This window comes from Vibrio sp. Y176 (genome assembly GCF_033438945.1).
This window is the reverse complement of sequence record NZ_JAWOQS010000006.1, coordinates 31,090-57,703: the sequence shown is the minus strand read 5'-3', so window position 1 is coordinate 57,703 and position 26,614 is coordinate 31,090. Positions and strand designations below refer to the sequence as shown.

At 45.2% G+C, this 26,614-nt stretch carries 25 protein-coding genes; 21 read left to right on the top strand and 4 right to left on the bottom strand.

Annotation, left to right across the window (positions count from 1 at the left end; translation table 11 throughout):
* The first annotated feature begins 50 nt into the window (after nt 1–50).
* The 20 genes from tsf to R7O13_RS15675 all read left to right on the top strand — a co-directional run bounded on the left by tsf (nt 51) and on the right by R7O13_RS15675 (nt 22,029).
* Nucleotides 51–896: a translation elongation factor Ts gene (tsf, locus tag R7O13_RS15770; protein WP_005380328.1), complete on the top strand. Its 846-nt coding sequence runs from the start codon at nt 51–53 to the stop codon at nt 894–896.
* Between the two features lie 147 nt (nt 897–1,043).
* Nucleotides 1,044–1,769 (top strand): UMP kinase, encoded by a 726-nt coding sequence (gene pyrH, locus R7O13_RS15765; protein WP_005380329.1) that lies wholly within the window; start codon nt 1,044–1,046, stop codon nt 1,767–1,769.
* A 100-nt stretch (nt 1,770–1,869) separates the two neighbouring features.
* Complete coding sequence (frr, locus tag R7O13_RS15760; protein ID WP_005380330.1) at nt 1,870–2,427, top strand: ribosome recycling factor; 558 nt, start codon at nt 1,870–1,872, stop codon at nt 2,425–2,427.
* Between the two features lie 96 nt (nt 2,428–2,523).
* Entirely contained in the window at nt 2,524–3,279 is a 756-nt protein-coding gene (locus R7O13_RS15755) for an isoprenyl transferase (protein ID WP_005380331.1), read from the top strand.
* Between the two features lie 12 nt (nt 3,280–3,291).
* The gene (locus R7O13_RS15750) at nt 3,292–4,134 is read left to right on the top strand and encodes a phosphatidate cytidylyltransferase (RefSeq protein ID WP_005385351.1); all 843 of its coding nucleotides are present in this window, start codon (nt 3,292–3,294) and stop codon (nt 4,132–4,134) included.
* A gap of 50 nt (nt 4,135–4,184) precedes the next feature.
* The gene (gene ispC, locus R7O13_RS15745) at nt 4,185–5,390 is read left to right on the top strand and encodes a 1-deoxy-D-xylulose-5-phosphate reductoisomerase (protein ID WP_213906536.1); all 1,206 of its coding nucleotides are present in this window, start codon (nt 4,185–4,187) and stop codon (nt 5,388–5,390) included.
* Entirely contained in the window at nt 5,390–6,748 is a 1,359-nt protein-coding gene (gene rseP / locus R7O13_RS15740) for a sigma E protease regulator RseP (RefSeq protein WP_017820751.1), read from the top strand. Before ispC ends, rseP begins: the two co-directional genes overlap by 1 nt.
* 44 nt (nt 6,749–6,792) lie before the next feature.
* A complete protein-coding gene (gene bamA / locus R7O13_RS15735; RefSeq protein ID WP_318304226.1) occupies nt 6,793–9,207 on the top strand; it encodes an outer membrane protein assembly factor BamA in 2,415 nt (804 codons plus the stop codon).
* A 13-nt stretch (nt 9,208–9,220) separates the two neighbouring features.
* Nucleotides 9,221–9,730 carry an OmpH family outer membrane protein gene (locus R7O13_RS15730; protein WP_005391804.1) on the top strand — a complete coding sequence of 170 codons (510 nt, stop codon included), beginning with the start codon at nt 9,221–9,223 and terminating at the stop codon, nt 9,728–9,730.
* 6 nt (nt 9,731–9,736) lie between these two features.
* The gene (lpxD, locus tag R7O13_RS15725) at nt 9,737–10,768 is read left to right on the top strand and encodes a UDP-3-O-(3-hydroxymyristoyl)glucosamine N-acyltransferase (protein WP_042521415.1); all 1,032 of its coding nucleotides are present in this window, start codon (nt 9,737–9,739) and stop codon (nt 10,766–10,768) included.
* A 232-nt stretch (nt 10,769–11,000) separates the two neighbouring features.
* Nucleotides 11,001–11,453 carry a 3-hydroxyacyl-ACP dehydratase FabZ gene (gene fabZ, locus R7O13_RS15720; protein WP_005380349.1) on the top strand — a complete coding sequence of 151 codons (453 nt, stop codon included), beginning with the start codon at nt 11,001–11,003 and terminating at the stop codon, nt 11,451–11,453.
* 1 nt (nt 11,454) lies between these two features.
* On the top strand, nt 11,455–12,243 hold the full coding sequence (gene lpxA, locus R7O13_RS15715) for an acyl-ACP--UDP-N-acetylglucosamine O-acyltransferase (RefSeq protein WP_005380357.1): 789 nt from the start codon (nt 11,455–11,457) through the stop codon (nt 12,241–12,243).
* Nucleotides 12,244–12,362: 119 nt separating this feature from the next.
* Entirely contained in the window at nt 12,363–13,502 is a 1,140-nt protein-coding gene (lpxB, locus tag R7O13_RS15710) for a lipid-A-disaccharide synthase (RefSeq protein WP_318304224.1), read from the top strand.
* Nucleotides 13,503–13,511: 9 nt separating this feature from the next.
* Nucleotides 13,512–14,147 (top strand): ribonuclease HII, encoded by a 636-nt coding sequence (rnhB, locus tag R7O13_RS15705; protein WP_017820749.1) that lies wholly within the window; start codon nt 13,512–13,514, stop codon nt 14,145–14,147.
* 81 nt (nt 14,148–14,228) lie between these two features.
* Entirely contained in the window at nt 14,229–17,708 is a 3,480-nt protein-coding gene (gene dnaE, locus R7O13_RS15700) for a DNA polymerase III subunit alpha (protein ID WP_213868603.1), read from the top strand.
* A gap of 46 nt (nt 17,709–17,754) precedes the next feature.
* The gene (accA, locus tag R7O13_RS15695; protein WP_005380365.1) at nt 17,755–18,714 is read left to right on the top strand and encodes an acetyl-CoA carboxylase carboxyl transferase subunit alpha; all 960 of its coding nucleotides are present in this window, start codon (nt 17,755–17,757) and stop codon (nt 18,712–18,714) included.
* 106 nt (nt 18,715–18,820) lie between these two features.
* Nucleotides 18,821–20,131: a tRNA lysidine(34) synthetase TilS gene (gene tilS / locus R7O13_RS15690; RefSeq protein WP_318304220.1), complete on the top strand. Its 1,311-nt coding sequence runs from the start codon at nt 18,821–18,823 to the stop codon at nt 20,129–20,131.
* A gap of 70 nt (nt 20,132–20,201) precedes the next feature.
* Nucleotides 20,202–20,516 (top strand): c-type cytochrome, encoded by a 315-nt coding sequence (locus R7O13_RS15685; RefSeq protein ID WP_033905507.1) that lies wholly within the window; start codon nt 20,202–20,204, stop codon nt 20,514–20,516.
* A 188-nt stretch (nt 20,517–20,704) separates the two neighbouring features.
* A complete protein-coding gene (gene glnB, locus R7O13_RS15680) occupies nt 20,705–21,043 on the top strand; it encodes a nitrogen regulatory protein P-II (RefSeq protein ID WP_005380372.1) in 339 nt (112 codons plus the stop codon).
* Between the two features lie 140 nt (nt 21,044–21,183).
* Entirely contained in the window at nt 21,184–22,029 is an 846-nt protein-coding gene (locus R7O13_RS15675) for an endonuclease/exonuclease/phosphatase family protein (protein WP_054574849.1), read from the top strand.
* A gap of 1 nt (nt 22,030) precedes the next feature.
* On the opposite strand, the gene R7O13_RS15670 is transcribed toward R7O13_RS15675, so the two are convergent.
* From R7O13_RS15670 to gloB, 3 genes are all read right to left on the bottom strand, one after another.
* Entirely contained in the window at nt 22,031–22,717 is a 687-nt protein-coding gene (locus R7O13_RS15670) for a YIP1 family protein (RefSeq protein ID WP_318304217.1), read from the bottom strand.
* Nucleotides 22,714–24,297 carry a LysM peptidoglycan-binding domain-containing protein gene (locus tag R7O13_RS15665; RefSeq protein ID WP_238843871.1) on the bottom strand — a complete coding sequence of 528 codons (1,584 nt, stop codon included), beginning with the start codon at nt 24,295–24,297 and terminating at the stop codon, nt 22,714–22,716. Before R7O13_RS15665 ends, R7O13_RS15670 begins: the two co-directional genes overlap by 4 nt.
* 254 nt (nt 24,298–24,551) lie before the next feature.
* Nucleotides 24,552–25,310: a hydroxyacylglutathione hydrolase gene (gene gloB, locus R7O13_RS15660; protein WP_005380380.1), complete on the bottom strand. Its 759-nt coding sequence runs from the start codon at nt 25,308–25,310 to the stop codon at nt 24,552–24,554.
* 37 nt (nt 25,311–25,347) lie between these two features.
* On the opposite strand from gloB, the gene R7O13_RS15655 reads away from it, so the two are divergent.
* Nucleotides 25,348–26,094 carry a class I SAM-dependent methyltransferase gene (locus R7O13_RS15655; RefSeq protein WP_005391820.1) on the top strand — a complete coding sequence of 249 codons (747 nt, stop codon included), beginning with the start codon at nt 25,348–25,350 and terminating at the stop codon, nt 26,092–26,094.
* Here the strand turns inward: R7O13_RS15655 and rnhA are convergent.
* Complete coding sequence (gene rnhA / locus R7O13_RS15650) at nt 26,091–26,555, bottom strand: ribonuclease HI (protein ID WP_005380384.1); 465 nt, start codon at nt 26,553–26,555, stop codon at nt 26,091–26,093. The genes R7O13_RS15655 and rnhA overlap by 4 nt on opposite strands.
* Nucleotides 26,556–26,614 lie beyond the last annotated feature (59 nt).

Genomic DNA, 26,614 nt, shown 5'->3' with positions numbered 1-26,614 from the left:
TGTTAGGCCCCTGTTTTTTACCTTATTTCGAATCAAACGAGGAAGACAGAATGGCAACTGTAACTGCTGCTCTAGTTAAAGAACTTCGCGAGCGTACTGGCGCTGGCATGATGGAATGTAAGAAAGCGCTTGTAGAAGCAAACGCTGACATCGAACTAGCAATTGAAAACATGCGTAAATCTGGCGCAGCGAAAGCAGCTAAGAAAGCTGGTAACGTTGCAGCTGAAGGCGCAATCATCATCAAAGAAGAAAACGGCGTTGCTGTTCTTCTTGAAGTTAACTGCCAAACTGACTTCGTTGCTAAAGACGGTAACTTCACTGCATTCGCAGAAGAAGTTGCAGCTGCAGCTCTAGCTTCAAAAGCTTCTGTTGAAGAACTACAAGCACAATTCGAAGACGCACGTGTAGCTCTAGTAGCTAAAATTGGTGAAAACATCACTATCCGTCGCGTAGAATACGTTCAAGGCACTGCAATCGCTTCTTACCGTCACGGTGAGAAAATCGGTGTTGTTGTTGCTGGTGAAGGCGACGCAGAAACTCTTAAGCACGTTGCAATGCACGTTGCTGCTTCTAAGCCAGAGTTCGTTAACCCAGAAGACGTACCAGCTGACGTAGTAGAAAAAGAGAAAGCGGTTCAAGTTGAAATCGCAATGAACGAAGGCAAGCCTGCTGAAATCGCTGAGAAGATGGTTGTTGGCCGCATGAAGAAATTCACTGGCGAGATCTCTCTAACAGGTCAAGCTTTCATCATGGAGCCTAAGAAAACTGTAGGCGAAATGCTGAAAGAAAAAGGCGCTTCAGTTTCTACGTTCGTTCGCCTAGAAGTAGGTGAAGGTATCGAGAAGAAAGAAGAAATGAGCTTCGCTGAAGAAGTTGCAGCAGCTCAAAAAGGTTAATCCTTAGAGACTGTATAAAGATTAGACCGTAGCCAAGGCTACGGTCTTTTTATGAGCAGTGAACGATTAGCCGTGATGAATAGCCATAACTGAAGTTGTGTCTATTCATGACTGTTAATCAACAACTCTCTTTGGAAGGTAAACTCCATGACTACGAACCCTAAACCAGCGTATCAACGTATTCTATTAAAACTGAGTGGTGAAGCTCTTCAAGGTGAAGACGGTTTTGGTATTGATCCTGCGGTCCTTGATCGTATGGCACAAGAAGTTAAAGAACTGGTTGAACTGGGTGTTCAGGTTGGTGTAGTTATCGGTGGCGGTAACTTGTTCCGTGGTGCAGGCCTAGCTGAAGCTGGTATGAACCGCGTAGTTGGTGACCACATGGGTATGCTTGCTACAGTAATGAATGGCCTAGCGATGCGTGATGCTCTTCACCGTGCATACGTAAATGCGCGCGTTATGTCTGCAATCCCTCTAAAAGGCGTATGTGACGACTATAATTGGGCTGATGCGATCCGTGAGCTTCGCCAAGGCCGAGTTGTCATCTTCTCTGCTGGTACTGGTAACCCGTTCTTTACAACGGATTCTGCTGCTTGTTTACGTGGTATCGAAATTGAAGCGGATGTTGTACTAAAAGCGACGAAAGTTGATGGTGTATTTACTGCTGACCCTGTAGCAAACCCAGACGCAGAGCTGTATGATAAGCTGTCTTATGCAGAAGTTCTGGATAAAGAGCTGAAAGTTATGGACTTGGCGGCGTTTACGCTAGCTCGTGACCACAAAATGCCAATCCGCGTATTTAATATGAACAAGCCAGGCGCACTACGTCGCGTGGTTATGGGCGAAGCAGAAGGCACGCTCATCAACGAATAAGCTTGGCTTAAGGTGCCACTCCAAAGCGTTAGGGTGGTGCTTGCTTTGCTCAACCGTTTTAGGCTTTCTTCAGGAAAGATGACATTTTTAAGGTGAAACTGTGATTAACGAAATCAAAAAAGACGCGCAAGAGCGCATGGATAAAAGCGTTGAAGCGCTTAAGAACAACCTTTCTAAAATTCGTACAGGTCGTGCACACCCAAGCCTACTATCTGGTATTTCTGTAGAATACTACGGTGCAGCAACACCTCTAAACCAAGTAGCAAACGTTATTGCTGAAGATGCGCGTACACTTGCAATCACGGTTTTTGATAAAGAGCTGACGCCGAAAGTAGAAAAAGCGATCATGACGTCTGACCTTGGTCTAAACCCTATGTCAGCTGGCACTATCATCCGCGTTCCACTTCCACCGCTAACGGAAGAGCGTCGTAAAGACCTAGTTAAGATCGTTCGTGGTGAAGCTGAAGGTGGTCGTGTTGCTGTTCGTAACATCCGTCGTGACGCAAACAACGATCTTAAAGCGCTTCTAAAAGATAAAGAAATCTCTGAAGATGAAGACCGTAAAGCACAAGACGAAATTCAAAAGCTAACTGACGTTGCAGTTAAGAAGATCGATGAAGTTCTTGCTGCAAAAGAAAAAGAGTTGATGGAAGTTTAATACTCCCACACACATCACTGTTGGAAAACGCTGTGCTCACAGCTCAGCGTTTTTTTATGTTAGTCTATCCAACTGATGGAACTCAATTAACTCCCTATGCAAAATTCTCAAGCCTTCTCTGATTCCCTTCCTAAGCATATTGCCATCATTATGGACGGTAATGGCCGTTGGGCTAAGTCCAAAGGAAAACCTCGCGTATTTGGTCATAAAAAAGGCGTTAGTGCCGTTCGTAAGACCGTGGCTGCTGCTTCAAAACTAGGCATTAGAGCCATGACGCTGTTTGCTTTTAGTAGTGAAAACTGGCGTCGTCCGGAGGAAGAAGTGGGTCTTTTGATGGAACTGTTTATCACGGTCCTGTCTAGTGAAGTAAAAAAACTACACAAAAATAACTTACGGTTGCGCGTGATCGGTGATACCAGTCGATTTAGTGAGCGTCTACAAAAGAAAATTGTAGAAGCAGAAAACCTAACGGCAGATAACACGGGTATGGTGATCAACATTGCAGCCAACTATGGCGGTAAATGGGACATCACAGAAGCTGCTAAAACGTTAGCGCTAAAAGCACGTAACGGTGAAATTCGTGTAGAGGATATCAATGAGCAGCTAATCACTGAGCATTTGACCATGGCAGACCTACCGGAAGTGGATCTTTTAATTCGCACCAGTGGAGAGTGCCGCATCAGCAACTTTATGTTGTGGCAAATGGCTTATGCAGAAATGTACTTTACACCAGAGTACTGGCCAGAATTCGATGAAGACAGTTTGGTAGAAGCTGTGACTTGGTTTATCAACCGAGAACGTCGTTTTGGCTGTACAGGTGAACAAATAAAGGCATTGATGGCAGCTCAATAAGGACTAGTTAGTTTGAAACAGAGAATAATAACAGCACTAATTTTAGCTCCCCTGGTTATTTTAGGCATTTTTAAATTACCGCTAATGGGCTTTATTGCCGCTTTAACTGCAATAACGCTATTAGGTTTTTGGGAGTGGACTCAGTTTACAGGAAGCAACTCTCGCATTGCTGCCCTTGTGCCGGCAATCATTATTACCGGACTTAGTTTTCTATACATCTCGCCTGATGCATATAGCCTCAATCACTTAACGACACCTCATTATGTCGTCTTGGGTATTGGTTTTGTTTGGTGGATTATTGCTAGCTTAATGGCGATTACTTACCCCAAAACGACGAAATCTTGGCAAAGTAATTTTGTTTTACGTCATGTATTTGGTTTTCTGACATTAATCCCATTCCTTTGGAGTGTGATTATTCTCAGAGCGTATGACATCACTGTAGATCCATACCACGGCGCAAAGCTTGTGTTGTACGTTTGTTTCTTGGTATGGGCTGCAGATAGCGGCGCCTACTTTGCAGGCAAAAGCTTAGGCAAACGTAAGATGGCTCCTCATGTAAGCCCCAATAAAACTATTGAAGGGCTAATTGGCGGCATTATCACGGCATTAATCGTAGCGTGGGCATTTGCTGATTGGTTCGACATCCAGTTCACTAGCCCTGTCCATATGGTGCTGATTACGCTAGTGACTGTCGTTATTTCAGTGCTTGGTGATCTGGTTGAAAGTATGTTCAAACGTGTCTCAGGCATTAAAGACAGCAGTAACATTATCCCAGGGCACGGTGGTGTGCTAGATCGTATCGACAGCCTAACCGCAGCATTCCCAGTTTTTGCTCTTCTTTACTACGTATTCTAATTTATCAGGAGCGGCGTCGTCGCTCCTGAGCTTTCTAACGGTCTTACAACATGCAAAAGTTAACGATTCTTGGTGCTACTGGATCAATTGGTGCAAGCACGCTTAAAGTGGTCGAACAAAACCCAGATCTGTTTTCTGTCGTTGCCTTAGCGGCAAGCACTAACGTTGAAAAGATGATCGGTCTATGTCGTCAGTGGCAACCTAAGTATGCGGTCATGGCAGATAAAGCTGCGGCATCTCAACTTCAAGCTGAGCTACACTCGGTTTCACCAAGTACCGAAGTGCTAGGTGGTGTTGATGCGCTATGCCATATTGCTTCGCTGGACGAGGTCGACAGTGTAATGGCTGCTATTGTAGGAGCAGCCGGCTTATTGCCTACTATGGCTGCCGTGAAAGCAGGTAAGCGAGTCTTGTTGGCAAATAAAGAAGCACTTGTAATGTCAGGCCAGCTATTTATTGATGCTGTAGAAGAATTTGGCGCAGAGCTACTTCCCGTCGACAGTGAACACAACGCCATTTTCCAATGTTTACCACAGCAAGTACAAACCAATCTAGGTCGTTGCAATTTACAAGAACATGGCATTTCTCATATTTTGTTGACTGGATCTGGTGGTCCTTTCCGTTACACTGACATCGCAGAACTGGAGCAGGTGACACCCGCGCAGGCGATTGCTCATCCAAACTGGTCGATGGGGCCAAAAATTTCTGTTGATTCTGCCACGATGATGAACAAAGGCCTTGAGTATATCGAAGCTAAGTGGCTATTTAATGCTGCTCGCGAACAACTGAAGGTGGTTATTCATCCTCAATCGGTAATTCATTCTATGGTTCAGTATCGTGATGGTTCGGTCTTGGCACAAATGGGAGAAGCGGATATGGCGACGCCAATTGCGCTCACCATGTCATACCCGTCAAGAGTGGAAGCTGGGGTTAAGCCGCTAGACTTCACGAAAGTTGGTGAGCTGACGTTTTTGCAGCCTGATTTTGCTCGTTACCCATGTTTAAAACTCGCAATTGATGCCTGTTATGAAGGTCAACACGCAACAACAGCATTGAATGCAGCTAATGAAGTCGCTGTTGATGCATTTTTAAATAACAGACTAGGTTTTACCGATATTGCTCGCATCAATGAGTCTGTGTTGAGTAAAATCAACGCAAGCTGCAAAGCTGAGAATGCGAATAGCTTGGAAAGCTTGCTCGAGCTAGATAGAATGGCACGAACTATTGCCCTAGAAACCATACGCGAGCGTAGCTGATGACTGGTATATTGTGGAATCTCATTTCTTTTATCGTCGCACTGGGCATTCTTGTTGCCGTGCACGAATTTGGGCATTTTTGGGTTGCTCGCCGTTGCGGCGTTAAAGTTGAAAAGTTTTCAATCGGTTTCGGCAAGTCTATTTGGAGTAAAGTAGGCAAAGACGGAACGGAGTACAGCATCTCAATGATCCCTCTCGGCGGCTATGTGAAAATGGTTGATAGCCGTGTCGATGAGGTGCCAGAACATGAGAAGCACCTAGCGTTTGATAAGAAGCCGTTATGGAAGCGAACCTCTATTGTTGCGGCTGGCCCCATCTTTAATTTTCTTTTCGCAATTTTTGCCTATTGGCTGGTATTTCTAATTGGTATCCCGGCTGTTAAGCCTGTAATTGGTGAAGTTACGCCCAATTCGATTGTTGCGGAAGCTGGAATTGAATCTGGAATGGAACTTAAATCGATATCTGGTATCAAAACTCCGGATTGGGAATCAGTAAATATGGGATTGATTTCTCATATTGGCGATGATTTGATGACGGTAACACTAACGTCAGCGAATGAAGTTGGTTCAGAAGTAACGAAAACGCTCGATTTACGTGAGTGGAAGTTCGACCCAGAAACTCAGTCAGCGATGCAGTCGTTAGGTTTTACTCCGTATACACCGGAGGTGTATCGAGTTATCGAGCAGGTCTCGCAAGGTGGAGCGGCGGAAAAAGCTGGTGTGCTTCCAGGTGATGAGGTTGTCGCAATTGGTCAACAACGCGTAACCGAATGGAAGCAAGTGGTTGAAGCGGTTCGTTCTAATCCTGATACACCGCTTGAATTGACAGTGTTACGTCAGGGTTATGAGCAAACATTGACGCTGACGCCCGGTAGCCGTGAGCTAGCTAACAAAGAAGTCGTTGGTTTTGCAGGTATTGCACCTAAAGTCGCAGAATGGCCAGAAAGTTATCGCTTCGATCTTCAGTTTGGTGTATTCGAGTCAATAGGTAAAGCAGTAGACAAAACTGGCCAAGTCATTGGTTTGACAATCAGCATGCTTAAGAAGCTGATTGTTGGAGACGTTGGTCTGAATAATCTGAGTGGACCAATATCAATAGCCAAAGGCGCAGGCGCGACAGCAGATTATGGTTTGGTCTACTTTTTAGGTTTTCTCGCTCTAATTAGTGTTAACCTAGGTATTATTAATCTCGTTCCTTTACCAATGTTGGATGGCGGTCATTTGTTGTTTTTTGCAATTGAAGCAGTCATTCGACGTCCTGTTCCTGAGAAAGTGCAGGAAATGGGCTTTAGAATTGGTGGTGCGATCATCTTCTCGCTCATGGCGTTAGCGCTATTTAATGATTTTACTCGTCTGTGATAGTTCAGAGACAAAAGCAGTAGCAAGGAATAATTAGAACAAGTATGGCGATTAAGCGAATTCTATTTGCAAGTTTACTGGCGACCAGTGTATCTGCAAATGGAGCAGAGAACTTCGTAGTTCAAGATATTGAAATCGATGGATTGCAGCGTGTAGCACTGGGTGCTGCATTGTTGAAAATGCCTGTACGTGTCGGTGATACCATTGGCCAAGGCGATGTTGCAGAAATTATCCGCGCCCTGTATGCATCTGGTAACTTTGAAGATGTGAAAGTGTTGCGTGACGGTGGTGTTCTGATGGTTCAAGTCAAAGAACGTCCTACCATTGCAAGCATCTCTTTTTCAGGTAACAAAGCAATCAAGGACGAGCAGCTACAAGAAAACCTGAACGCGTCTGGCGTTCGTGAAGGTGAAGCGCTTGACCGCACCACGCTAAGCAACATTGAAAAAGGCTTAGAAGACTTTTACTACAGCGTAGGTAAATACAACGCAACAGTAAAAGCGGTGGTTACTCCACTACCACGTAATCGTTCTGATCTTAAGTTTGTCTTTACTGAAGGTGTGTCGGCAAAAATTCAGCAAATCAACTTTATCGGTAATGAAGTGTTCAGTGATGAAGAGCTGCTTTCGCGCTTTAACTTAAATGTTGATGTGCCGTGGTGGAATTTCCTTTCTGATGAAAAGTATCAAAAGCAAGTCCTTGCAGGTGATATTGAAGCACTCAAATCATTCTACCTGGATCGTGGTTACTTAAAATTTAACGTTGATTCGACACAAGTTGCAATCTCTCCTGACAAGAAAGGGGTATACATTACTCTTGGTCTAGAAGAGGGCGAGGTTTACACCGTTAAGGACGTGAAGTTCCGTGGCGATTTGATTGGCGAGGAAGCGACGTTCGAAAGACTTGTGCCATTTGAAGACAATGAGACATACAACGGCTCGTTGGTTACTTCAATGGAAGAAGGAATCAAGCGTGTGCTTGGTGAGTCCGGTTATGCTTATCCTCAAGTGAATACCATTCCAGAGTTTGACGACGAGAATCAAGAAGTTTCTTTGGTCGTTAACGTAGACCCGGGTAACCGAATTTATGTTCGTGATATTCGCTTCACGGGTAATAACTCAACCAAAGATGAAGTCCTTCGTCGTGAAATGCGTCAGATGGAAGGCAGTTGGTTGAACTCGAAATCGATTGAAACGGGTAAAACTCGTCTAAACCGTTTGGGCTACTTTGAAAATGTTGAAGTACAGACGGTTCGAGTTCCTGGTAGTGATGATCAAGTTGACCTAGTTTACTCTGTCAAAGAAGCGAACTCTGGTAGCGTTAACTTCGGTGTTGGCTACGGTACAGAATCGGGTGTGAGCTTCCAGGTTGGCCTGCAACAAGATAACTTTATTGGTAGCGGTAACCGTGTTGGTATCAATGCGATGATGAATGACTACCAGAAAAACATCAGTCTAGATTACCGTGATCCGTACTGGAACTTAGACGGTGTAAGCTTAGGTGGTAAGGTTTTCTATAACGAATTTGAAGCGAAAGAAGCCAATATCGTTGACTATACCAACGAAAGCTATGGCGCGAGCTTAACGTGGGGCTTCCCATTCGATGAGTTGAACCGTTTTGAATTCGGTGTCGGTTATACGCACAACAAGATCGGTAACTTATCGCCTTACTTGCAGGTAGAGCAGTTCTTACGAGCACAAGCAGACAACATTGATTCTAGTGGAGCGTTGAACACAAACGACTTCGACTTCAATATCTCTTGGACACGTAATAACTTAAACCGTGGCTATTTCCCTACGGCAGGTAACCATCAGCGTGCATTCTATAAAATGACCGTACCTGGCTCTGACGTTCAATACTTCAAAATGCAGTACGATGTTCGCCAGTATGTGCCATTGACTAAAAAGCACGAGTTTACCCTCTTGCTCCGTGGCCGCTTAGGTTACGGTAATGGTTACGGTCAAACGGATGGTAACGATAACTTGTTCCCATTCTACGAAAACTACTACGCAGGTGGCTTTACATCGCTTCGTGGCTTTGGCTCAAACTCTGTTGGTCCTAAAGCAGTTTACCGTGATACATCTGGTTCAAACAATGGCGCAGATACAGCAACAGATGACTCTGTTGGTGGTAACGCCGTAGCGCTAGCAAGTGTTGAGTTGATTGTCCCAACACCATTTGCATCAGAAGAAGTACAAAACCAAATTCGTACCAGTATCTTCTTTGATATGGCAAGTGTTTGGGATACGGAGTTTGACTACCGCGATTCAGGTGCGGAATATGGTGACCGTTACTACTACGATTACTCAGATCCAACCAACTACCGCTCTTCTTACGGTGCGGCGTTGCAGTGGATGTCTCCAATGGGGCCACTAGTATTCTCACTAGCGAAACCAATTAAGAAATTTGATGGCGATGATGAAGAGTTCTTCACATTCACTATCGGTAGAACTTTCTAAAGAGGAAAATATTTTGAATAAAATGATCAAAGCGGCTGGGATTGGCCTTCTTGTACTGAGCTCTTCAATGTTTGCAAATGCGGCAGAAGCTGCACAGAAAATTGCTTACGTAAATACAGCTCAAGTTTTTCAAGCTCTTCCTCAACGTGAAGTTGTACTACAAAAAATGCAGAAAGACTTCAAAAGCAAAGCTGATGAACTGAAGTCAATCCAAGCACAAGCTAAAACAAAGATTGAGAAGCTACAACGTGACGGCGAGCTTTTGGGTCAAGACGAAGTTGAAAAGCTACGTATCGATATCGCGAAGCTCGACAGCGAGTACAAAGTGAAAGCACAAGCACTTGAAAAAGCAAGTGCGCGTCGTGAAGCTGAAGAAAAAGCGAAGCTTTTCAAAACGATTCAAGATGCAGTTAAGAAAGTCGCAGACAAAAATGGTTACGATCTTGTGATTGATATCTCGGCTTTGCAGTACGGCAAGCCAGAATACAATATCTCTGAAGACGTAATTAAAGCTCTAAAATAAGAAGTTATGAAGACATTAACATTAGCCGAATTGGCGACAATTACCGGGGGTGAGCTGTTTGGTGACGAGTCTCTCGTTGTAAGCCGTGTTGCTCCAATGGATAAAGCACAAGAAGGTGACGTAACCTTCTTGTCTAACCCAAAATACGCAAAACACCTTTCTGAGTGCCAAGCTACCGTTGTTATGGTAAAGGCTGAGCATAAAGATCAATGCGTTGGAAATGCGTTAGTGGTTTCAGACCCTTATGTCGCATTTGCTCGTGTGGTTCAAGCGATGGATACCACACCAAAGCCGGCAAACGATATTGCACCAAGTGCTGTGATTGCCGCTGACGTTAAGATGGGTGAGAACGTTACAATCGGCGCTAACGCCGTGATTGAAACGGGCGTGGAACTCGGCGACAACGTAAGCGTTGGCGCTGGTTGTTTTATCGGTAAGAACGCCAAGCTAGGGAATAACACCAAGCTTTGGGCTAATGTCACTATCTATCATGAAGTGTCATTGGGTGATGACTGTCTTGTTCAATCGGGCACCGTTATTGGCTCTGATGGCTTCGGTTATGCGAATGACAAAGGCGAGTGGATTAAAATTCCTCAGCTTGGTTCAGTGCGTATCGGTAACCGCGTTGAGATTGGTGCTTGTACTACGATTGACCGCGGTGCACTCGAAGATACTATCATTGAAGACAATGTCATTCTGGATAACCAACTTCAAATCGCGCACAACGTGCAGATCGGATATGGTACCGTGATGCCTGGTGGTACTATTGTCGCGGGCAGTACAAAAATTGGTAAGTACTGCCAGATTGGCGGCGCGTCTGTTCTGAATGGCCATATCACTATCGCAGATGGTGTGGCGATTACAGGTATGGGCATGGTAATGCGCAGTATCGAAGAAAAAGGCCTTTACTCATCAGGTATTCCACTACAAACGAACAGAGAGTGGCGTAAAACTGCAACTCGAGTTCACCGTATTGATGAGATGAATAAGCGCCTGAAAGCGGTTGAAAAACAGCTGGAACAGAAAGAAGAAATTTAGAACAAGTTATCTTTCGCTCTGTATTTAACGTGAAAGCTAACAGGCTCTAGTTCCATATTCTGTACGAAGACTCGCGAAATGCGGGTCTTTTTCTTCTATAATGACGCGCTCTAAGTAGATTTAACTCCAAGATGGTGCGTATTTTGCTAGTATATTGCAAAGCGATTCGGCTTTACGACCTGTTGCCACGTTTGCCATCTTGGCGGCAAAAAATTGATATAGGAAGACGACTTTGACTACTGAAAAGAAAACGATGAACATCTCTGAAATTCAAGAGCTACTACCTCATCGCTACCCATTCTTATTGATCGACCGAGTGATAGACTTCCAAGAAGAGAAGTACCTTCACGCGATTAAAAACGTGTCGGTTAACGAACCTCAGTTCACAGGTCACTTTCCTCAACTACCAGTATTCCCAGGTGTTTTGATTTTAGAAGCAATGGCTCAGGCAACAGGCTTACTTGCATTTAAATCATTTGGCGCACCAACAGAAAATGAACTGTACTACTTTGCAAGCGTAGACGGCGCGAAATTCCGTAAACCAGTGGTTCCGGGCGACCAATTGGTTATTGAGGTAGAATTTCTGAAAGAACGTCGCGGCATTGCTGCATTTAGCGGTGTAGCAAAAGTTGACGGCGAAGTGGTATGTTCTGCAGAACTGAAGTGTGCTCGTCGAGAGTTTTAATATGATTCATGAAACCGCTAAAATCCACCCGGCAGCGGTGGTAGAAGAGGGCGCCAAAATTGGTGCTAACGTAACAGTAGGTCCTTTTACGTACATCACCTCTACGGTTGAAATTGGTGAAGGCACAGAAGTGATGTCTCACGTTGTGATCAAAGGTCACACGACTATTGGCAAAGATAACCGTATTTTCCCACATGCTGTCATCGGCGAAGAAAACCAAGACAAAAAATACGGTGGTGAAGACACAACTGTGGTTATCGGTGACCGTAACGTCATTCGTGAAGCGGTCCAAGTTCACCGCGGCACAGTGCAGGACAAAGCAACCACGATCATTGGTGATGACAACTTATTGTGTGTGAATGCACACGTTGCGCATGATGTTGTTATTGGTAACCACACTCATATCGGTAATAACTCGATTCTTGGTGGTCACGTTACTGTTGATGATTATGCTGGTGTGATGGCACTGTCTGCGATTCACCCGTTTTGTACAGTGGGCGCTTACGCGTACATTGGCGGCTGCTCAGCAGTGGTGCAAGATGTCCCAGCTTACGTACTCGCGCAAGGTAACCACGCCACACCTTTCGGCTTGAACCTTGTTGGCTTGAAGCGTAATGGCTTTGAGAAACCAGAGATTCGTGCGCTACAAAAAGCGTATAAAGAAATCTACCGTTCAGGTAAGACGCTAGAAGAAGTGAAGCCTATTCTAGCTGAAATGGCTCAAGAGTGGCCAGCAGTGAAGCGTTTCTCAGATATTCTGGAAACGACGGAACGTGGCATTATTCGTTAATTGGCGAATGAACCAATAAATAAAAAGATCGTGACCGAATTTGAGGTTACGATCTTTTTGTGTTTTATGGATAAAGCAAACCGTTATCCATAGCGCACAGGAAAAATAGCGAAGTAGATATGGAAAGACCATTACGTATTGGCATCATTGCCGGAGAATTGTCTGGCGATACGCTAGGTGAAGGCTTTATCAAAGCAGTAAAGCAGCAATATCCAGACGCAGAGTTCGTAGGCATTGGCGGTCCGAAAATGATAGCCCAAGGTTGCGAGTCTCTGTTTGATATGGAAGAGCTTGCGGTGATGGGATTAGTCGAGGTTTTAGGCCGCTTACCGAGACTTCTTAAAGTGAAAGCTGAGCTCGTTCAGTATTTTACTCAGAATCCGCCTGATGTTTTCATAGGGATCGATGCTCCTGACTTCAACTTACGCTTGGAGCTTGACCTCAAGCAAGCGGGCATTAAAACCGTTCATTACGTGAGTCCGTCTGTTTGGGCTTGGCGTCAGAAGCGCATCTTTAAAATAGAAGCGGCAACGAACTTGGTACTAGCATTTCTTCCGTTTGAGAAAGCGTTCTACGACAAATTTAATGTACCTTGCGAGTTCATTGGTCATACCTTGGCTGATGCCATCCCACTAGAATCAGAACAAGCGCCTGCACGTGAGTTGCTTGGTTTAGAACAAGATAAAAAGTGGCTTGCTGTCCTGCCAGGCAGTCGTGGTAGCGAGTTAAAAATGCTCTCAGAGCCATTTATTGAAACCTGCAAGTTACTCCATAAAAAATTTCCAGAACTGGGGTTTGTTGTCGCGCTTGTTAATCAAAAACGCCGTGAGCAGTTTGAACAAGCATGGAAAGAGCTAGCGCCAGAGTTGGACTTCAAGTTAGTTGATGACACCGCACGCAACGTCATCACCGCATCCGATGCCGTGATGTTGGCCTCCGGTACCGTAGCGTTGGAGTGTATGCTTCTCAAGCGTCCAATGGTGGTGGGTTATCGTGTGAATGCATTTACTGCTTTTTTAGCTAAACGTCTATTGAAAACGAAGTATGTGTCATTGCCGAATATCTTGGCGGAAGATGAGCTCGTCAAAGAATATCTACAAGATGAGTGCACACCAGACAATTTGTTTACTGAGGTTTCTCGCTTATTGGAAAGCGACAATAAACCGATGTTAGATAAGTTTACGGAAATGCATCATTGGATTCGTAAAGATGCGGACCAACAAGCCGCAAACGCGGTTCTAAAACTGATTGAGAAATAGAGATTTATCATGGCTGTTAAACCAAAAGTGACCAAAACCAAAGTTGAACTCCCTCCGTTTGAATATCCGCAAGGTTATCAGCTTGTGGCCGGAGTCGACGAGGTAGGACGTGGCCCTTTGGTAGGAGACGTCGTCACCGCTGCGGTTATCCTTGATCCTAACAATCCTATTGAAGGGTTGAACGATTCGAAAAAATTGACCGAAAAGAAACGCATGGCGCTGCTTCCTGAAATCAAAGAAAAAGCATTGGCGTGGGCGGTCGGGCGTTGTTCTCCTGAAGAAATCGATCAACTGAATATTTTGCAGGCGACTATGGTTGCGATGCAGCGTGCAGTGGCGGGGTTACAGGTTCAACCTGATTTGGTGTTGATTGATGGTAACCGTTGTCCGGAGCTGCCAATGGATGCTCAAGCTGTAGTAAAAGGCGATCTACGTGTTGCCGAAATCAGTGCGGCTTCAATTATTGCCAAAGTCGTGCGTGACCAAGAGATGGAAGAGTTGGATAAACTTCATCCACAATTTGGCTTCGCGAAGCACAAAGGTTACCCAACTAAAGCGCACTTTGAAGCGATTGAGCAACACGGAGTGATCAGTGAACACCGCAAGAGTTTCAAGCCAGTAAAAAAAGCGTTAGGCATAGAATAATCAAACGATCTAATTGGTGTTATAAACCCAACCTCTTTAGGTTAGAATCCCCAACAAAATAGAGTTACACGGTACCTGTTAATGTCAGATCCCAAATTCATCCACCTGCGTGTTCATAGTGACTTCTCGATGGTGGATGGCCTCAACAAAGTTCCGCCAATTGTAAAGAAAGTTGCTGAGCTCGGTATGCCCGCAATGGCGTTGACCGACTTTACCAACCTATGTGGTTTGGTGAAGTTTTACGGTACGGCGCATGGCAGTGGTGTTAAACCGATCATCGGTGCTGACTTTAAAATGCAGTCGGACGAGTTTGGTGAAGAGCTGACTCAAGTGACTTTGCTTGCGGCGGATAATGTGGGTTATAAGAACCTGACGTTATTGATATCAAAAGCGTACTTACGTGGACATGTTCAACACCACCCTGTGATTGATAAAGCCTGGTTGGCTGAAATGTCTGAAGGCTTGATTGTATTATCCGGCGGTAAAAGCGGGGAAATTGGTCGCGGCCTTTTGAAAGGCAACCGTCAAATAGTGCAGGGGTGTGTTGATTTTTATAAACAGCATTTTCCAGATCGCTTTTATCTTGAGCTACTTCGTACCGGTCGTCCAGATGAAGAAACTTATCTTCACTTTGCGGTTGAATTGGCAGAGCAGCAAGACTTGCCAGTAGTGGCGACCAATGAAGTTGTATTCCTGAGTCCAGACCTATTTGATGCTCATGAAATACGCGTAGCGATTCACGATGGTTACACATTAGAAGATCCGCGTAGGCCAAAAAACTACAGTCTGCAGCAATATCTTCGTACAGAAGAAGAAATGTGTGAGCTGTTTGCTGATATTCCTGAAGCGTTAGAAAACAGTGTCGAGATAGCGAAGCGTTGTAACGTGACTGTGCGCTTAGGTGAGTACTTCCTACCAGCTTTCCCAACCGAAGGGATGAAAGAGACTGAGTTCCTAGTCATGAAATCCCGAGAGGGGTTGGAAGAGCGTTTAGAGTTCCTATTTCCAGATGAGGAAGAGAGAAAACGTCGCCGCCCTGAATATGATGAACGTCTTCAGATAGAGCTAGATGTTATCAACCAAATGGGATTTCCTGGTTACTTCTTGATCGTAATGGAGTTCATCCAGTGGTCAAAAGATAATGGAATTCCTGTCGGTCCTGGACGTGGTTCCGGTGCTGGTTCTTTGGTGGCTTACGCACTAAAAATCACCGATCTGGATCCACTAGAATATGACTTGCTGTTCGAACGTTTCTTGAACCCAGAACGTGTTTCGATGCCCGATTTCGACGTCGATTTCTGTATGGATAAACGTGACCAGGTTATTGACCACGTTGCGGAAATGTACGGTCGCGACGCGGTATCTCAGATCATCACGTTTGGTACCATGGCGGCAAAAGCGGTAATCCGTGACGTTGGCCGCGTATTGGGCCACCCATTTGGTTTTGTTGATCGTATTTCAAAGCTGATCCCGCCCGATCCAGGCATGACGCTAGATAAAGCGTTTAAAGCTGAACCTGCACTACCTGAATTGTATGAGGCCGATGAGGAAGTTAAAGAACTCATCGACATGTGTCATATTTTGGAAGGCTGTACGCGAAACGCCGGTAAACACGCTGGTGGTGTTGTAATTTCACCTACAACAATTACCGATTTTGCGCCAATTTATGCAGACGCTGAAGGTCACTTCCCGGTTACTCAATTTGATAAAAACGATGTTGAGACCGCTGGCCTAGTTAAGTTTGACTTCTTGGGTTTACGTACCTTAACCATTATTGACTGGGCGTTAGGGCTGATTAACCCACGTCTAGAGCGAGAAGGTAAAGAACCGGTTCAAATTGAATCCATACCGTTAGAAGACCCTGCCTCTTTCCGTTTGTTGCAAAACTCTGAAACGACAGCAGTATTCCAGCTTGAATCTCGAGGCATGAAAGAGCTGATCAAACGACTTCAGCCAGACTGTTTCGAAGACATCATCGCATTGGTAGCACTCTTCCGTCCGGGTCCTTTGCAATCGGGCATGGTAGATAACTTTATCGACCGTAAACATGGTCGAGAAGCGATCTCTTATCCAGATGAAAAGTGGCAACACGAGTCGCTAAAAGAGACGCTTGATCCAACCTACGGCATCATCCTGTATCAAGAGCAGGTAATGCAGATTGCGCAGATCTTAGCAGGTTACACGCTAGGTGGTGCGGACATGCTTCGTCGTGCAATGGGTAAGAAAAAGCCAGAAGAGATGGCAAAACAACGTGCTATCTTTGAAGAAGGTGCGATAAAGAACGGTATCGATGGCGAGTTGGCGATGAAAATCTTCGACTTGGTAGAGAAGTTCGCCGGTTATGGTTTTAACAAATCGCACTCTGCTGCTTATGCATTGGTTTCTTATCAAACTCTTTGGCTGAAAACACATTATCCTGCCGAATTTATGGCTGCGGTAATGACAGCCGATATGGATAACACGGAAAAAGTCGTTGGCTTGGTCGATGAGTGTTTCCGTATGAAGCTCACCGTGCTGCCACCAGACATCAACTCTGGCCTATATCGCTTTAATGTTGATGAAAATGGCGCAATTGTTTACGGTATTGGTGCGATAAAAGGGGTAGGTGAAGGTCCTATCGATGCGATTCTTGAGGCGAGAAATAAAGGTGGTCACTTTAAAGACCTGTTTGATTTCTGTGCTCGAGTTGATCTAAAACGCGTCAATAAACGAGTGATAGAGAAGCTGATTTACGCGGGTGCGTTGGATCGACTAGGCCCACACCGCGCGGCGATGATGGCGTCACTCAATGATGCGGTAAAAGCAGCAAGTCAACATCACCAAGCTGAAGCGTTTGGTCAAACGGATATGTTTGGTGTGCTAACGGATGCGCCTGAAGAAGTAGAGCATAAGTATACGCAGGTTCCGCCTTGGCCAGAAAAAGTGTGGTTAGAGGGCGAGCGTGATACCCTAGGCCTATATTTGACAGGGCACCCAATTAACGCCTACGTAAAGGAACTAAACAAATACACCAGTTGTCGACTAAAAGACGCAACGCCCACTCGCCGCGACCAATCTGTCACGGTAGCCGGCCTGGTTATTGCCGCTCGTGTAATGACGACCAAGCGTGGTACACGAATTGGTATTATGACACTGGATGACCGAAGTGGTCGCATGGAAGTGATGTTGTTCTCAGATGCGCTGGATCGATACGCTGAACTTCTCGAAAAAGACAGAATTTTGGTCGTTTCTGGACAGGTCAGCTTTGATGACTTCAACGGTGGCCTTAAAATGTCGGCGCGTGAAGTTATGGATCTCGGCAGTGCGCGCGAGAAATACGCTCGTGGTTTGTCGGTATCGATAGATGCAAATCAGATCAACGATCAGTTTTTTGAGCAGTTCAGCCGTATTTTAGAACCGCACAAAGCCGGAACCGTACCCGTCAATGTATACTACCAGCGTGCCGACGCCAGAGCGCGGTTAACATTGGGCACCGAGTGGCGAGTTACGCCAAGTGATACATTACTCGACGATTTAAAACAGTTGCTTGGCAAAAGCCAGGTAGAACTCGAATTTAACTAAAAATTCAGCGCAATATGTTAGACGCTGAGTAAACAAGGATTCATAGATGAGCCTAAACTTTCTTGAATTTGAAAAGCCAATTGCAGAACTAGAAGCGAAAATTGAAGCATTACGTGATGTCTCTCGTCACGGTGGTGATTCTGCGATTGACCTGGATAAAGAAATCGAACAGCTTGAGAAGAAAAGCTTAGAGCTGAAGAAAAAAACCTTCAGCGACCTAGGCGCATGGGAAACAGCTCAACTGGCTCGTCACCCACTACGTCCTTACACGCTAGATTACATCCAACACGCTTTTGAGGAGTTTGATGAATTAGCGGGTGACCGCGCGTTTGCAGACGACAAAGCGATTGTGGGTGGCATGGCTCGCCTTGAAGGCCGCCCTGTGATGATCATTGGTCACCAAAAAGGTCGTGAAACCAAAGAGAAAGTGAAACGTAACTTTGGTATGCCAAAACCAGAAGGTTACCGTAAAGCGCTACGTTTGATGGAAATGGCAGAGCGTTTCAACATGCCGATCATCACATTTATCGACACGGCTGGCGCGTATCCAGGTGTGGGCGCAGAAGAGCGTGGTCAATCTGAAGCTATCGCGAAAAACCTAAAAGTGATGTCTGGTCTTAAAGTGCCAGTAATCTGTAACGTTGTTGGTGAAGGCGGTTCAGGCGGCGCACTAGCAATTGGTGTAGGCGACTACGTGAACATGCTTCAGTACTCTACATACTCAGTAATCTCTCCTGAAGGTTGTGCTTCAATCTTATGGCGTGATTCAGACAAAGCGCCGCAAGCTGCAGAAGCGATGGGTCTAACTGCTCCTCGTCTTAAAGAGCTTGAACTGATCGACGAAATCATTGAAGAGCCACTAGGTGGCGCTCATCGCGATCATGTTCAAATGGCAGCGAATATGAAAGCAACACTACTTCGTCAGCTAGAAGATCTAGAACAATTGGATGAAGAGACGCTACGTGAACGTCGTTACCAGCGCCTAATGAGCTACGGTTACTGTTAATTTCGGTGATTGCTATTAAGCGTTAGCTGATATCTCAAGTGATAACAGTTAAAATAGAAAGGGTTGGATGAGAGTCCAGCCCTTTTTTGTACCTATCGGATCGCTTATGGAATCGCTTTACCTGCATTTTGCTCAAGTTCTCGGCCGCTACTATCAATTAGGCACTAAGGTTGTCTTGGCGTTTAGCGGAGGAGTGGATTCACGTCTTTTACTCGAATTACTCAGTCGCTACCAACAAGCGCACTCTGTAGAGTGTCACGCTGTGTATGTGCACCATGGTTTAAGCTCGAATGCCGATAATTGGGCCGATAAATGCTTACTTTGGGCACAACAAGTGGGGATATCGTGCTCGATCGAGCGAGTGAGCTTAGACATCAGCAATGGTGAAAGTATTGAACTTCTTGCTCGTGAAGCTCGCTACCAAGCCTTAACTAAGTACATTCAAGAAGGCGATATACTGTTGACTGGTCAACATGCCGACGATCAAATAGAGACTTTTCTCCTTGCGCTTAAGCGCGGCAGCGGGCCTAAAGGGTTATCTTCGATGGCGGAGAGTATGCCGTTTTCTTGCGGATCTCTAGTTCGACCATTGCTTACTATCAAGCGGAAGACCATCGAAGAAGCCGCTACTAAATTAGGCTTGGAGTGGGTGGAAGACGAAAGCAATCAAGATACCCGTTATGATCGTAACTTTCTTCGTCATTGTGTTATTCCTGAATTGTCTGGTCGCTGGCCGAGTATCCATCAAGCGGTTCAGCGCAGTGCAAGTTTATGTGCTCAACAAGAAGCGCTATTGGATGAACTATTGAGCGCGGTGTTTGAACGCGCTTTACAAACGGATCTTAGTTTGAGTATTGAAGAACTGGCTAAGCACAGTGGATTAGCGCGTGCGCGCTTGATTCGTATGTGGCTGGCTAAGCTTAATACTAGTATGCCGACTCAGGTACAACTCAATCTTATCTGGAATGAAGTCGCATTAGCTCAGCAAGATGCCAACCCCAAACTACAACTTAAACAAGGTGAAGTGCGCCGTTTTCGAAATCGTCTCTATTGGGTAACGGAAATGGCTGACGTCACTGAGTGGCAAAGTACGATTCAAGTTGATGCGACTTTGTCGCTGCCTGAGCGGCTAGGGGAGCTGATCTTAACGACGAGTTCTAGCAACGCAACGATTGCGCTACCGAGTCAGCCAGAGTTGCTTCGCGTGACCTTCAATCCGGAAGGCTTATCAGCGCATCCAACCACGCGTAATCACAGTCGAAAACTGAAGAAGTTATTCCAAGAATACAATGTGCCAAGCTGGCTGCGTCGTCAAATTCCGATTTTAATGTACCAAGACCGAGTCGTTGCTGTGGCAGATCTGTTCGTTGATCAGGCGTTTAATGGTCAAGATTGTGAACTTATTTGGCGCAGGTAATGAAAATTCATGCCACAATGTCGATTATAAAATATAAAAATCCTTAAATAATAATTGATTAGGTGAAGCAATGAAGAAAACAATCATGGGTGCAATGGTGGCGTTAACCATGTTCAGTGGGCAAGCTCTAGCTGCGGGAGATGTCGCAGCAGGTCAAGCAAAGTCGGGAGTATGCGCGGCGTGTCATGGCGCTGATGGTATTGCTGTCATTCCGGGTTACCCAAATCTGAAAGGGCAAAATGAGCAATATATTATCAGTTCAATTAAAGCTTATAAAAATAAAGAGCGAACAGGTGGGCTTGCTGCTGTGATGCAAGCTCAAGCTTCATTGTTGTCTGATGAAGACATCGCTAACCTAGCGGCTTACTACGCAAGTTTGAAGTAAACGCGAGTCTGAAGTAAAGCTTGGACGATTGGGCATTGAGCAGTCCTCATTGGGTTTTATCAACTTATGATATTCGCCATGTTAATTTGCTCAGCCTGGATTTTCGCTGGTGGATCAGAGACAAACATTGAATGTTGCGAAACGCTAAACGATAATAAGCGCAATCGATTGAAGCTTAAGGGATGAACATGAAAAAAATTGAAGCGATTATCAAGCCATTTAAATTGGATGATGTTCGAGAAGCGCTAGCTGAAGTTGGCATTACAGGGATGACCGTCTCTGAAGTGAAAGGTTTTGGTCGCCAAAAGGGTCACACAGAGCTTTACCGTGGTGCAGAGTATATGGTGGACTTTCTACCTAAAGTGAAGCTCGAAATCGTTGTAACCGAAGATGTGGCTGATAAATGCGTAGAGACAATCATTGAAACCGCGCAAACTGGTAAGATTGGTGATGGTAAAATATTCGTCACTGATATTGAGCGTGTGGTTCGTATTCGTACTGGTGAAGAAGACGAAGACGCGATCTAAGGTTTCTTGTCACCTGTTTCGTATTTATTATGCTAAAAGGGAGCCAAGTGGCTCCTTTTTTGTTGTTTGCTTATTAGTGAAATCATTTAACCCGAGATTGGTTGTTCTAGATTTCGGGTGCCTACATTCAGGTTTGTCGTATGTTTAAGCGTTTTTTTCTGGCGTTAGCTTTTCTTATTATGGCGGTATTGGTCGGCTTCCAGGTTATTTTCACCGTACCAGATCAGCCGCAAATTATTACCCAAACAGGTACCGAGCTGACACAAGATATTAGGTGCATCGAATTTAGCGATTCAAAAGCTCTCGATCATGACGGCAAAATCAATGTGCTTGTCTGGAATATCTACAAACAGAACCGGGCTAATTGGCAACGTGCACTCGATGAGTTTTCTGCTGATAAGCAGTTACTGTTATTGCAAGAAGCCAGCATGACACCATCATTTAAACAGTGGTTAGTGGATGGTCGCTGGGTTAGTAATCAAGTGAGTGCTTTTAAGGCGCTGGGTAGCGGTGCCGGTGTAATTAGTATTGCTCAAGGGCAACCAGAAAAAGCCTGCGCTTACACCTCTAAAGAGCCGTGGCTTCGCTTACCTAAGTCTGCATTATATAGCCAGTATCACTTGAGTAATGGCGAGAAACTCGCAGTGGTGAATGTACATGCGATTAACTTCACCGTAGGTACAAAAGAGTATGTATCGCAGTTAACGGCGCTTGAAATGCTTTTAAAGCATCATGTGGGGCCAATTCTATTTGCTGGAGACTTCAATAGCTGGAGTGAATCTCGCGTTAATGCGATGAGGCAGGCCTTAAAGGCTGCGGACTTACAAGAGGTGACGTTCTTGCCGGATCATCGAGTCCAATTTATAACAGGGTTACCACTGGACCATGTGTTTTACCGAGGTCTGACGCTTAAGTACGCAAAAGCGCCGCAGAGCGACGCTTCCGATCATAACCCATTGTTATTGTCATTTACGTTAAATGACTAGCTTAGGTTACCACAATATAAAATGCCCAAATAACGTAGAAGAATACCCATGGCAGGCTTGCAATCACCAAAGCTTGGCCACGTTCAAACTCCGTCCACGTCAGTACAACGCCGTAGCCGAGCACAATGTACCAAGGCAGAAGCAAAGGTAACGAGCTAGCGAAATGAGACCATTCGTTAGTAAGAGGCAGCTTTAATAGACCATTGAGGCTATTTAAATCGGCAGCGTAAGTCATTACCTGACCATGCTTGAGTAGCAAGCTCGCGTAGCTTGCTACATCGCCCAATACTGCTGGGAATAAGATAGCACACGATGCGGCAAACCATTTCCAGTAACCGTATTGTTGTTTGCTTGCCTTTGTTGCAAGAAAGAACCAAAGCGCGAGCAATAGTAAGGTGGCAAAGCGGTTGAATACATCATTGATGATCGCGCTTGCCATTAGCGTGTTTGGTTCTAATAGCTCAATCTGCTTCGGGTCGATTTGCTGAAATTGCGCAGCAAGTTGGTCACTGAGCCACGTGAAATCGACATTCGAAAAGTAAGCACCCCAGAATAAAAACGGACTAAGCATCAGGAAGATGAACGGTTGCCATCCCCATCCACCGCGTTGATAAAGCGCAAGAAAACAAGATGTTGGAGAACGAAAAATGTCCAACAGCATCACAAGTGGATTGCTTGATGGGTTCATACACTTACCTTCGTTACGTCAACGTACAACTTAAGCTTTTGACCTGGTTGTAAGTATTTTTTCTTGTGTAGCGAGTTCCATTTCACGATGTCGTTCGTTTTTACTTTGAACTTGCTTGCAATGCCGCTAATGGTGTCGCCAGAGCGAACGTTGTAGAAAACGGTACGGATCACAGAACCTTTGTCTGAATCCTTCCAAATCACTAGCTTTTGACCCACACGCAATGGATCTTTAGGGCCCATACCATTCCATTTTGCTAACGATTTATACGACACTTTATTGTTACGTGCGATTGACCACAAACTTTCTCCAGACTGAACGACATGGGTGAGTTTGAGTTGACCACGAGCACGAGATTGAGTCTTGCTTAATCGGTTTTGTGCCGTTAATGCGTATTTTGCATCGTCTTTTGTTGATGTAGGAATCAACAGGTATTGACCAATACGAATGTTGTTATTCGATAGGCCGTTGGCACGCCGAATGACTTTCGTGGTTGTGCCGTATTTATTAGCTAGCACGCTTAAAGAGTCGCCAGATTTCACCTTGTAGCGAGCGACCTTCATCCCTTTACCGCGATTTTTCTCCACCTTGGTGAGAAAAGTCTCTTTTTTCTCTACGGGAATCAAAAGTTGGTGCGGCCCCTCAGGCGCTGTCGACCACTGGTTGTATGCTGGGTTGTAACTCTGCAACTCTTTTACGCTAATGCCGGCATAATCTGCGGCAATAGCCAGATCTAACTGCTCTTCTGGATCAACAAGCGTTAGAACAGGCTTGTTTGGAATTGCAGGAATATTAAGTCCGTACTTGTCTTGGTTTGCAATAACGTCAGCCAAGGCCAATAGCTTAGGAACGTAACTGCTGGTCTCTTTTGGTAAGTCTAATGAGAAGAAATCGATAGGTTTACCGAGCTTTTTATTCTTACGAATTGCGCTAGAAACTCGGCCTCCACCGCTGTTATAAGCGGCGATTGCATGTTCCCAGTTACCATCAAAACGCTCGTTTAGTTGTACTAGGTAGTCCAGCGCTGCATCCGTTGCTGCTGCCACATCTCTGCGACCGTCATACCAGTAGTTTTGCTCTAATCCCATCATTTTTCCGGTGCCTGGGACAAATTGCCACAACCCAGCCGCGCTACCATGTGAGTAGGCAAAGGCATCGAATGAACTTTCCACTACAGGAAGTAATGCAAGCTCCATTGGGAGTCCGCGCTCTTCGATACGTTTTGTGATCATGTATAGAAAAGGGGTAGCACGCTTAGATACCGTGTAAAGGTGATTTGGGTGCTTTAAATACCACGTACGGTAGTAGTCCACTTTCTTGTGGTTTGGGATATCCATGTCCAGCTGCATGGCGATACGTTGCCACACATCTTCTTGTTCTTGGGGGGAGAGAACTTTAGGCGCGTCGTTAGCGGATTTTTTTGCTAGTGACGATTTATTGCCCGGTTGAGCTTTTACTGCATTTTGCTTTGCAGTCTGCTCAGATTTAGTGGTTTCTGGTGTAGAAGACGTTGAATCTGACTGAGTCAATTGACAGCCAGATAATAACAACGCCAACGCCCAAGTATACTTCAAACGCATGGATTCAGCCTATTTAGGGCCTGTTTATCTTCACCTGCCTGTCGCGCAACGTAATGTGCGTGGCAGTCGCAAGATAATAGACATCTTTTAAACACTAACTAATTTATAGAGGCAAAGAGCTTCTAATTATGCAATGGGGAGAAATTCAAATAGATTTATATCAACCCCAAACGTAAGAGAAGCGCCAGTGGCGCTTCTCGAAAAATCAGTCCCTGATAATACTGGGGTCTTGCAAACTTACAAGCAGAAAATGGTTAAAATTCGTTCTTCCACTCGCGTAAAGCAGTAAAAACCGAGCATGGATCGCTATTTTTAATGCGACTAGCAACAGATTGAACCACGTCAGGGTTAGAGGTTCGCAAGAACGGATTAATCCACTTTTCTTTGCGTATTGTTGTTGGAAGTGTCGGAATGTTGAGTGCTCGCAGTCGGTTTACATCGTCGCGATATTGGCGAAGTTGCTCATTGTCAGGTTCAACCGCTAGAGCAAACGCCACGTTACTCGCCGTGTATTCATGTGCGCAGAAGACTTGAGTTTCTTCTGGTAGAGACGTTAGTTTGCTCAGTGATTCAAACATTTGCTCAGGCGTACCTTCAAAAATACGACCGCAGCCAGCAGAAAAGAGCACATCACCGCAAAACAGTTTTCCGTCCCCAACGTAACCGATATGGCCCAAAGTATGACCGGGTAACCCAAGTACTAAGAAAATCTCACCAAACAACTCTAGCTTGTCGCCTTCTTCCATTGGTGTCGTTAGGGTTGGAATTGGCTCTGATTTTGGGCCCACAACGGCGACGTTAGGAAATGCACGCACTAAGTCTGGAACGCCACCAATGTGATCGTTGTGGTGGTGCGTAATTAAAATCGCTTCTAAAGTTAATTCGTTAGCCTGCAGAAATTCTAATACTGGCTTCGCATCGCCCGGATCAACGACTGCGCAGCGCTTATCGCTATTTTGTATCAGCCAGATGTAATTATCATTAAATGCGGGTATGCTTTTGATCTCTAACACGATTCGTTCTCCGTCACCCATTTTAGTCAGGTGGTTAATGAAACCAGCACTCAGCAACAAAACTATACCACACCCGTCGACTTGGTCAGCAATGAACAACGGTCCGTGGGTGCTTGAGTCAATCCAGACCCGACTTGATGAATGGTGCCCGAAACTCTTCGGCTACCATATGCTCAAACTGGGCGGGTTGAGCTGTGAGCTAACCAGCTGTAATTGTAACATTCAACACCAAGTCAACGTAGATATCCAGAACCCGTTGCATAATGTGATTGCAGATGGTTACGAATTACCCTTTTTGGAAAAAAGCTTTGATGTTGTGATACTCGCTCATCAGCTCGACTATGCAAGCGATCCACACCGTTTGTTGCGTGAAGTCGATAGAGTGATGATGGATGATGGCTATGTAATTATTACTGGATTCAACCCATTAAGCTTGACTGGATTAGCGAGTTTGCTTCCATGGCGTAAACATAATTTGCCTTGGAGTGGACGAATGTTTACGTCGAGCCGCATCAAAGATTGGTTAGGGTTACTTAATTATCAAGTGATTCATTGTGATCGTTATGCGCTGTTTCCGATGAAACGTTACCGTACGATGTGGACATGGTTGGAAAATAGTCTTGGTGATTGGGCATCACCCGCTGGGAGTTTGTATTACATAGTCGCGCGGAAACGGACATACCCTCTCAAGCCTATCAAACCGCATTGGCGCTTGAAGAAAAAGCTCACACCACTTGGGGTGATGAATCGAGAGGGTAACACTATGAGGAAAGAATCTCGCTAAGAGGGTTGGTAACCTGTATCTTCCTCAGTTGGGTTTTCTGCAGCAGTACGGGCTAGCTCATCACACATTTCGTTCTCACGATGGCCTGCGTGGCCTTTTACCCAATGCCATTCAACTTGATGGCGTGCGGTTTCTTTGTCTAGAGCTTGCCATAAATCGGCATTCTTCACGGGTTTTTTATCCGCTGTTTTCCAACCACGCTTCTTCCAGTTATGGATCCACTGAGTAATACCTTGGCGCACATATTGGCTGTCAGTCGTTAAAGTGACTTTACAAGGTTGTTTTAACGTCTGTAGCGCGACGACAGCCGCCAACATTTCCATGCGGTTGTTGGTAGTTAACGTATAGCCTTTGGAAAGTGTCTTTTCTACGTCTTTGTAACGCAATACTATGCCGTAACCACCTGGTCCTGGGTTACCTAAACAAGAACCGTCAGTGAAAATCTCAACGTGTTTGGTCATATTTTTTGGTACTATTAGCCGAAACATTTAATAAAGCATAGTCTGACATACATAACCTT

Excerpts from the sequence above, each read along its gene's own strand:
- tsf (WP_005380328.1), top strand. The coding sequence starts at position 51 with ATGGCAACTGTAACTGCTGCTCTAGTTAAAGAACTTCGCGAGCGTACT.
- pyrH (WP_005380329.1), top strand. The coding sequence starts at position 1,044 with ATGACTACGAACCCTAAACCAGCGTATCAACGTATTCTATTAAAACTG.
- R7O13_RS15755 (WP_005380331.1), top strand. The coding sequence starts at position 2,524 with ATGCAAAATTCTCAAGCCTTCTCTGATTCCCTTCCTAAGCATATTGCC.
- ispC (WP_213906536.1), top strand. The coding sequence starts at position 4,185 with ATGCAAAAGTTAACGATTCTTGGTGCTACTGGATCAATTGGTGCAAGC.
- rseP (WP_017820751.1), top strand. The coding sequence starts at position 5,390 with ATGACTGGTATATTGTGGAATCTCATTTCTTTTATCGTCGCACTGGGC.
- bamA (WP_318304226.1), top strand. The coding sequence starts at position 6,793 with ATGGCGATTAAGCGAATTCTATTTGCAAGTTTACTGGCGACCAGTGTA.
- lpxD (WP_042521415.1), top strand. The coding sequence starts at position 9,737 with ATGAAGACATTAACATTAGCCGAATTGGCGACAATTACCGGGGGTGAG.
- lpxA (WP_005380357.1), top strand. The coding sequence starts at position 11,455 with ATGATTCATGAAACCGCTAAAATCCACCCGGCAGCGGTGGTAGAAGAG.
- lpxB (WP_318304224.1), top strand. The coding sequence starts at position 12,363 with ATGGAAAGACCATTACGTATTGGCATCATTGCCGGAGAATTGTCTGGC.
- rnhB (WP_017820749.1), top strand. The coding sequence starts at position 13,512 with ATGGCTGTTAAACCAAAAGTGACCAAAACCAAAGTTGAACTCCCTCCG.
- dnaE (WP_213868603.1), top strand. The coding sequence starts at position 14,229 with ATGTCAGATCCCAAATTCATCCACCTGCGTGTTCATAGTGACTTCTCG.
- accA (WP_005380365.1), top strand. The coding sequence starts at position 17,755 with ATGAGCCTAAACTTTCTTGAATTTGAAAAGCCAATTGCAGAACTAGAA.
- tilS (WP_318304220.1), top strand. The coding sequence starts at position 18,821 with ATGGAATCGCTTTACCTGCATTTTGCTCAAGTTCTCGGCCGCTACTAT.
- R7O13_RS15685 (WP_033905507.1), top strand. The coding sequence starts at position 20,202 with ATGAAGAAAACAATCATGGGTGCAATGGTGGCGTTAACCATGTTCAGT.
- glnB (WP_005380372.1), top strand. The coding sequence starts at position 20,705 with ATGAAAAAAATTGAAGCGATTATCAAGCCATTTAAATTGGATGATGTT.
- R7O13_RS15675 (WP_054574849.1), top strand. The coding sequence starts at position 21,184 with ATGTTTAAGCGTTTTTTTCTGGCGTTAGCTTTTCTTATTATGGCGGTA.
- R7O13_RS15670 (WP_318304217.1), bottom strand. The coding sequence starts at position 22,717 with ATGAACCCATCAAGCAATCCACTTGTGATGCTGTTGGACATTTTTCGT.
- R7O13_RS15665 (WP_238843871.1), bottom strand. The coding sequence starts at position 24,297 with ATGCGTTTGAAGTATACTTGGGCGTTGGCGTTGTTATTATCTGGCTGT.
- R7O13_RS15655 (WP_005391820.1), top strand. The coding sequence starts at position 25,348 with ATGAAACCAGCACTCAGCAACAAAACTATACCACACCCGTCGACTTGG.
- rnhA (WP_005380384.1), bottom strand. The coding sequence starts at position 26,555 with ATGACCAAACACGTTGAGATTTTCACTGACGGTTCTTGTTTAGGTAAC.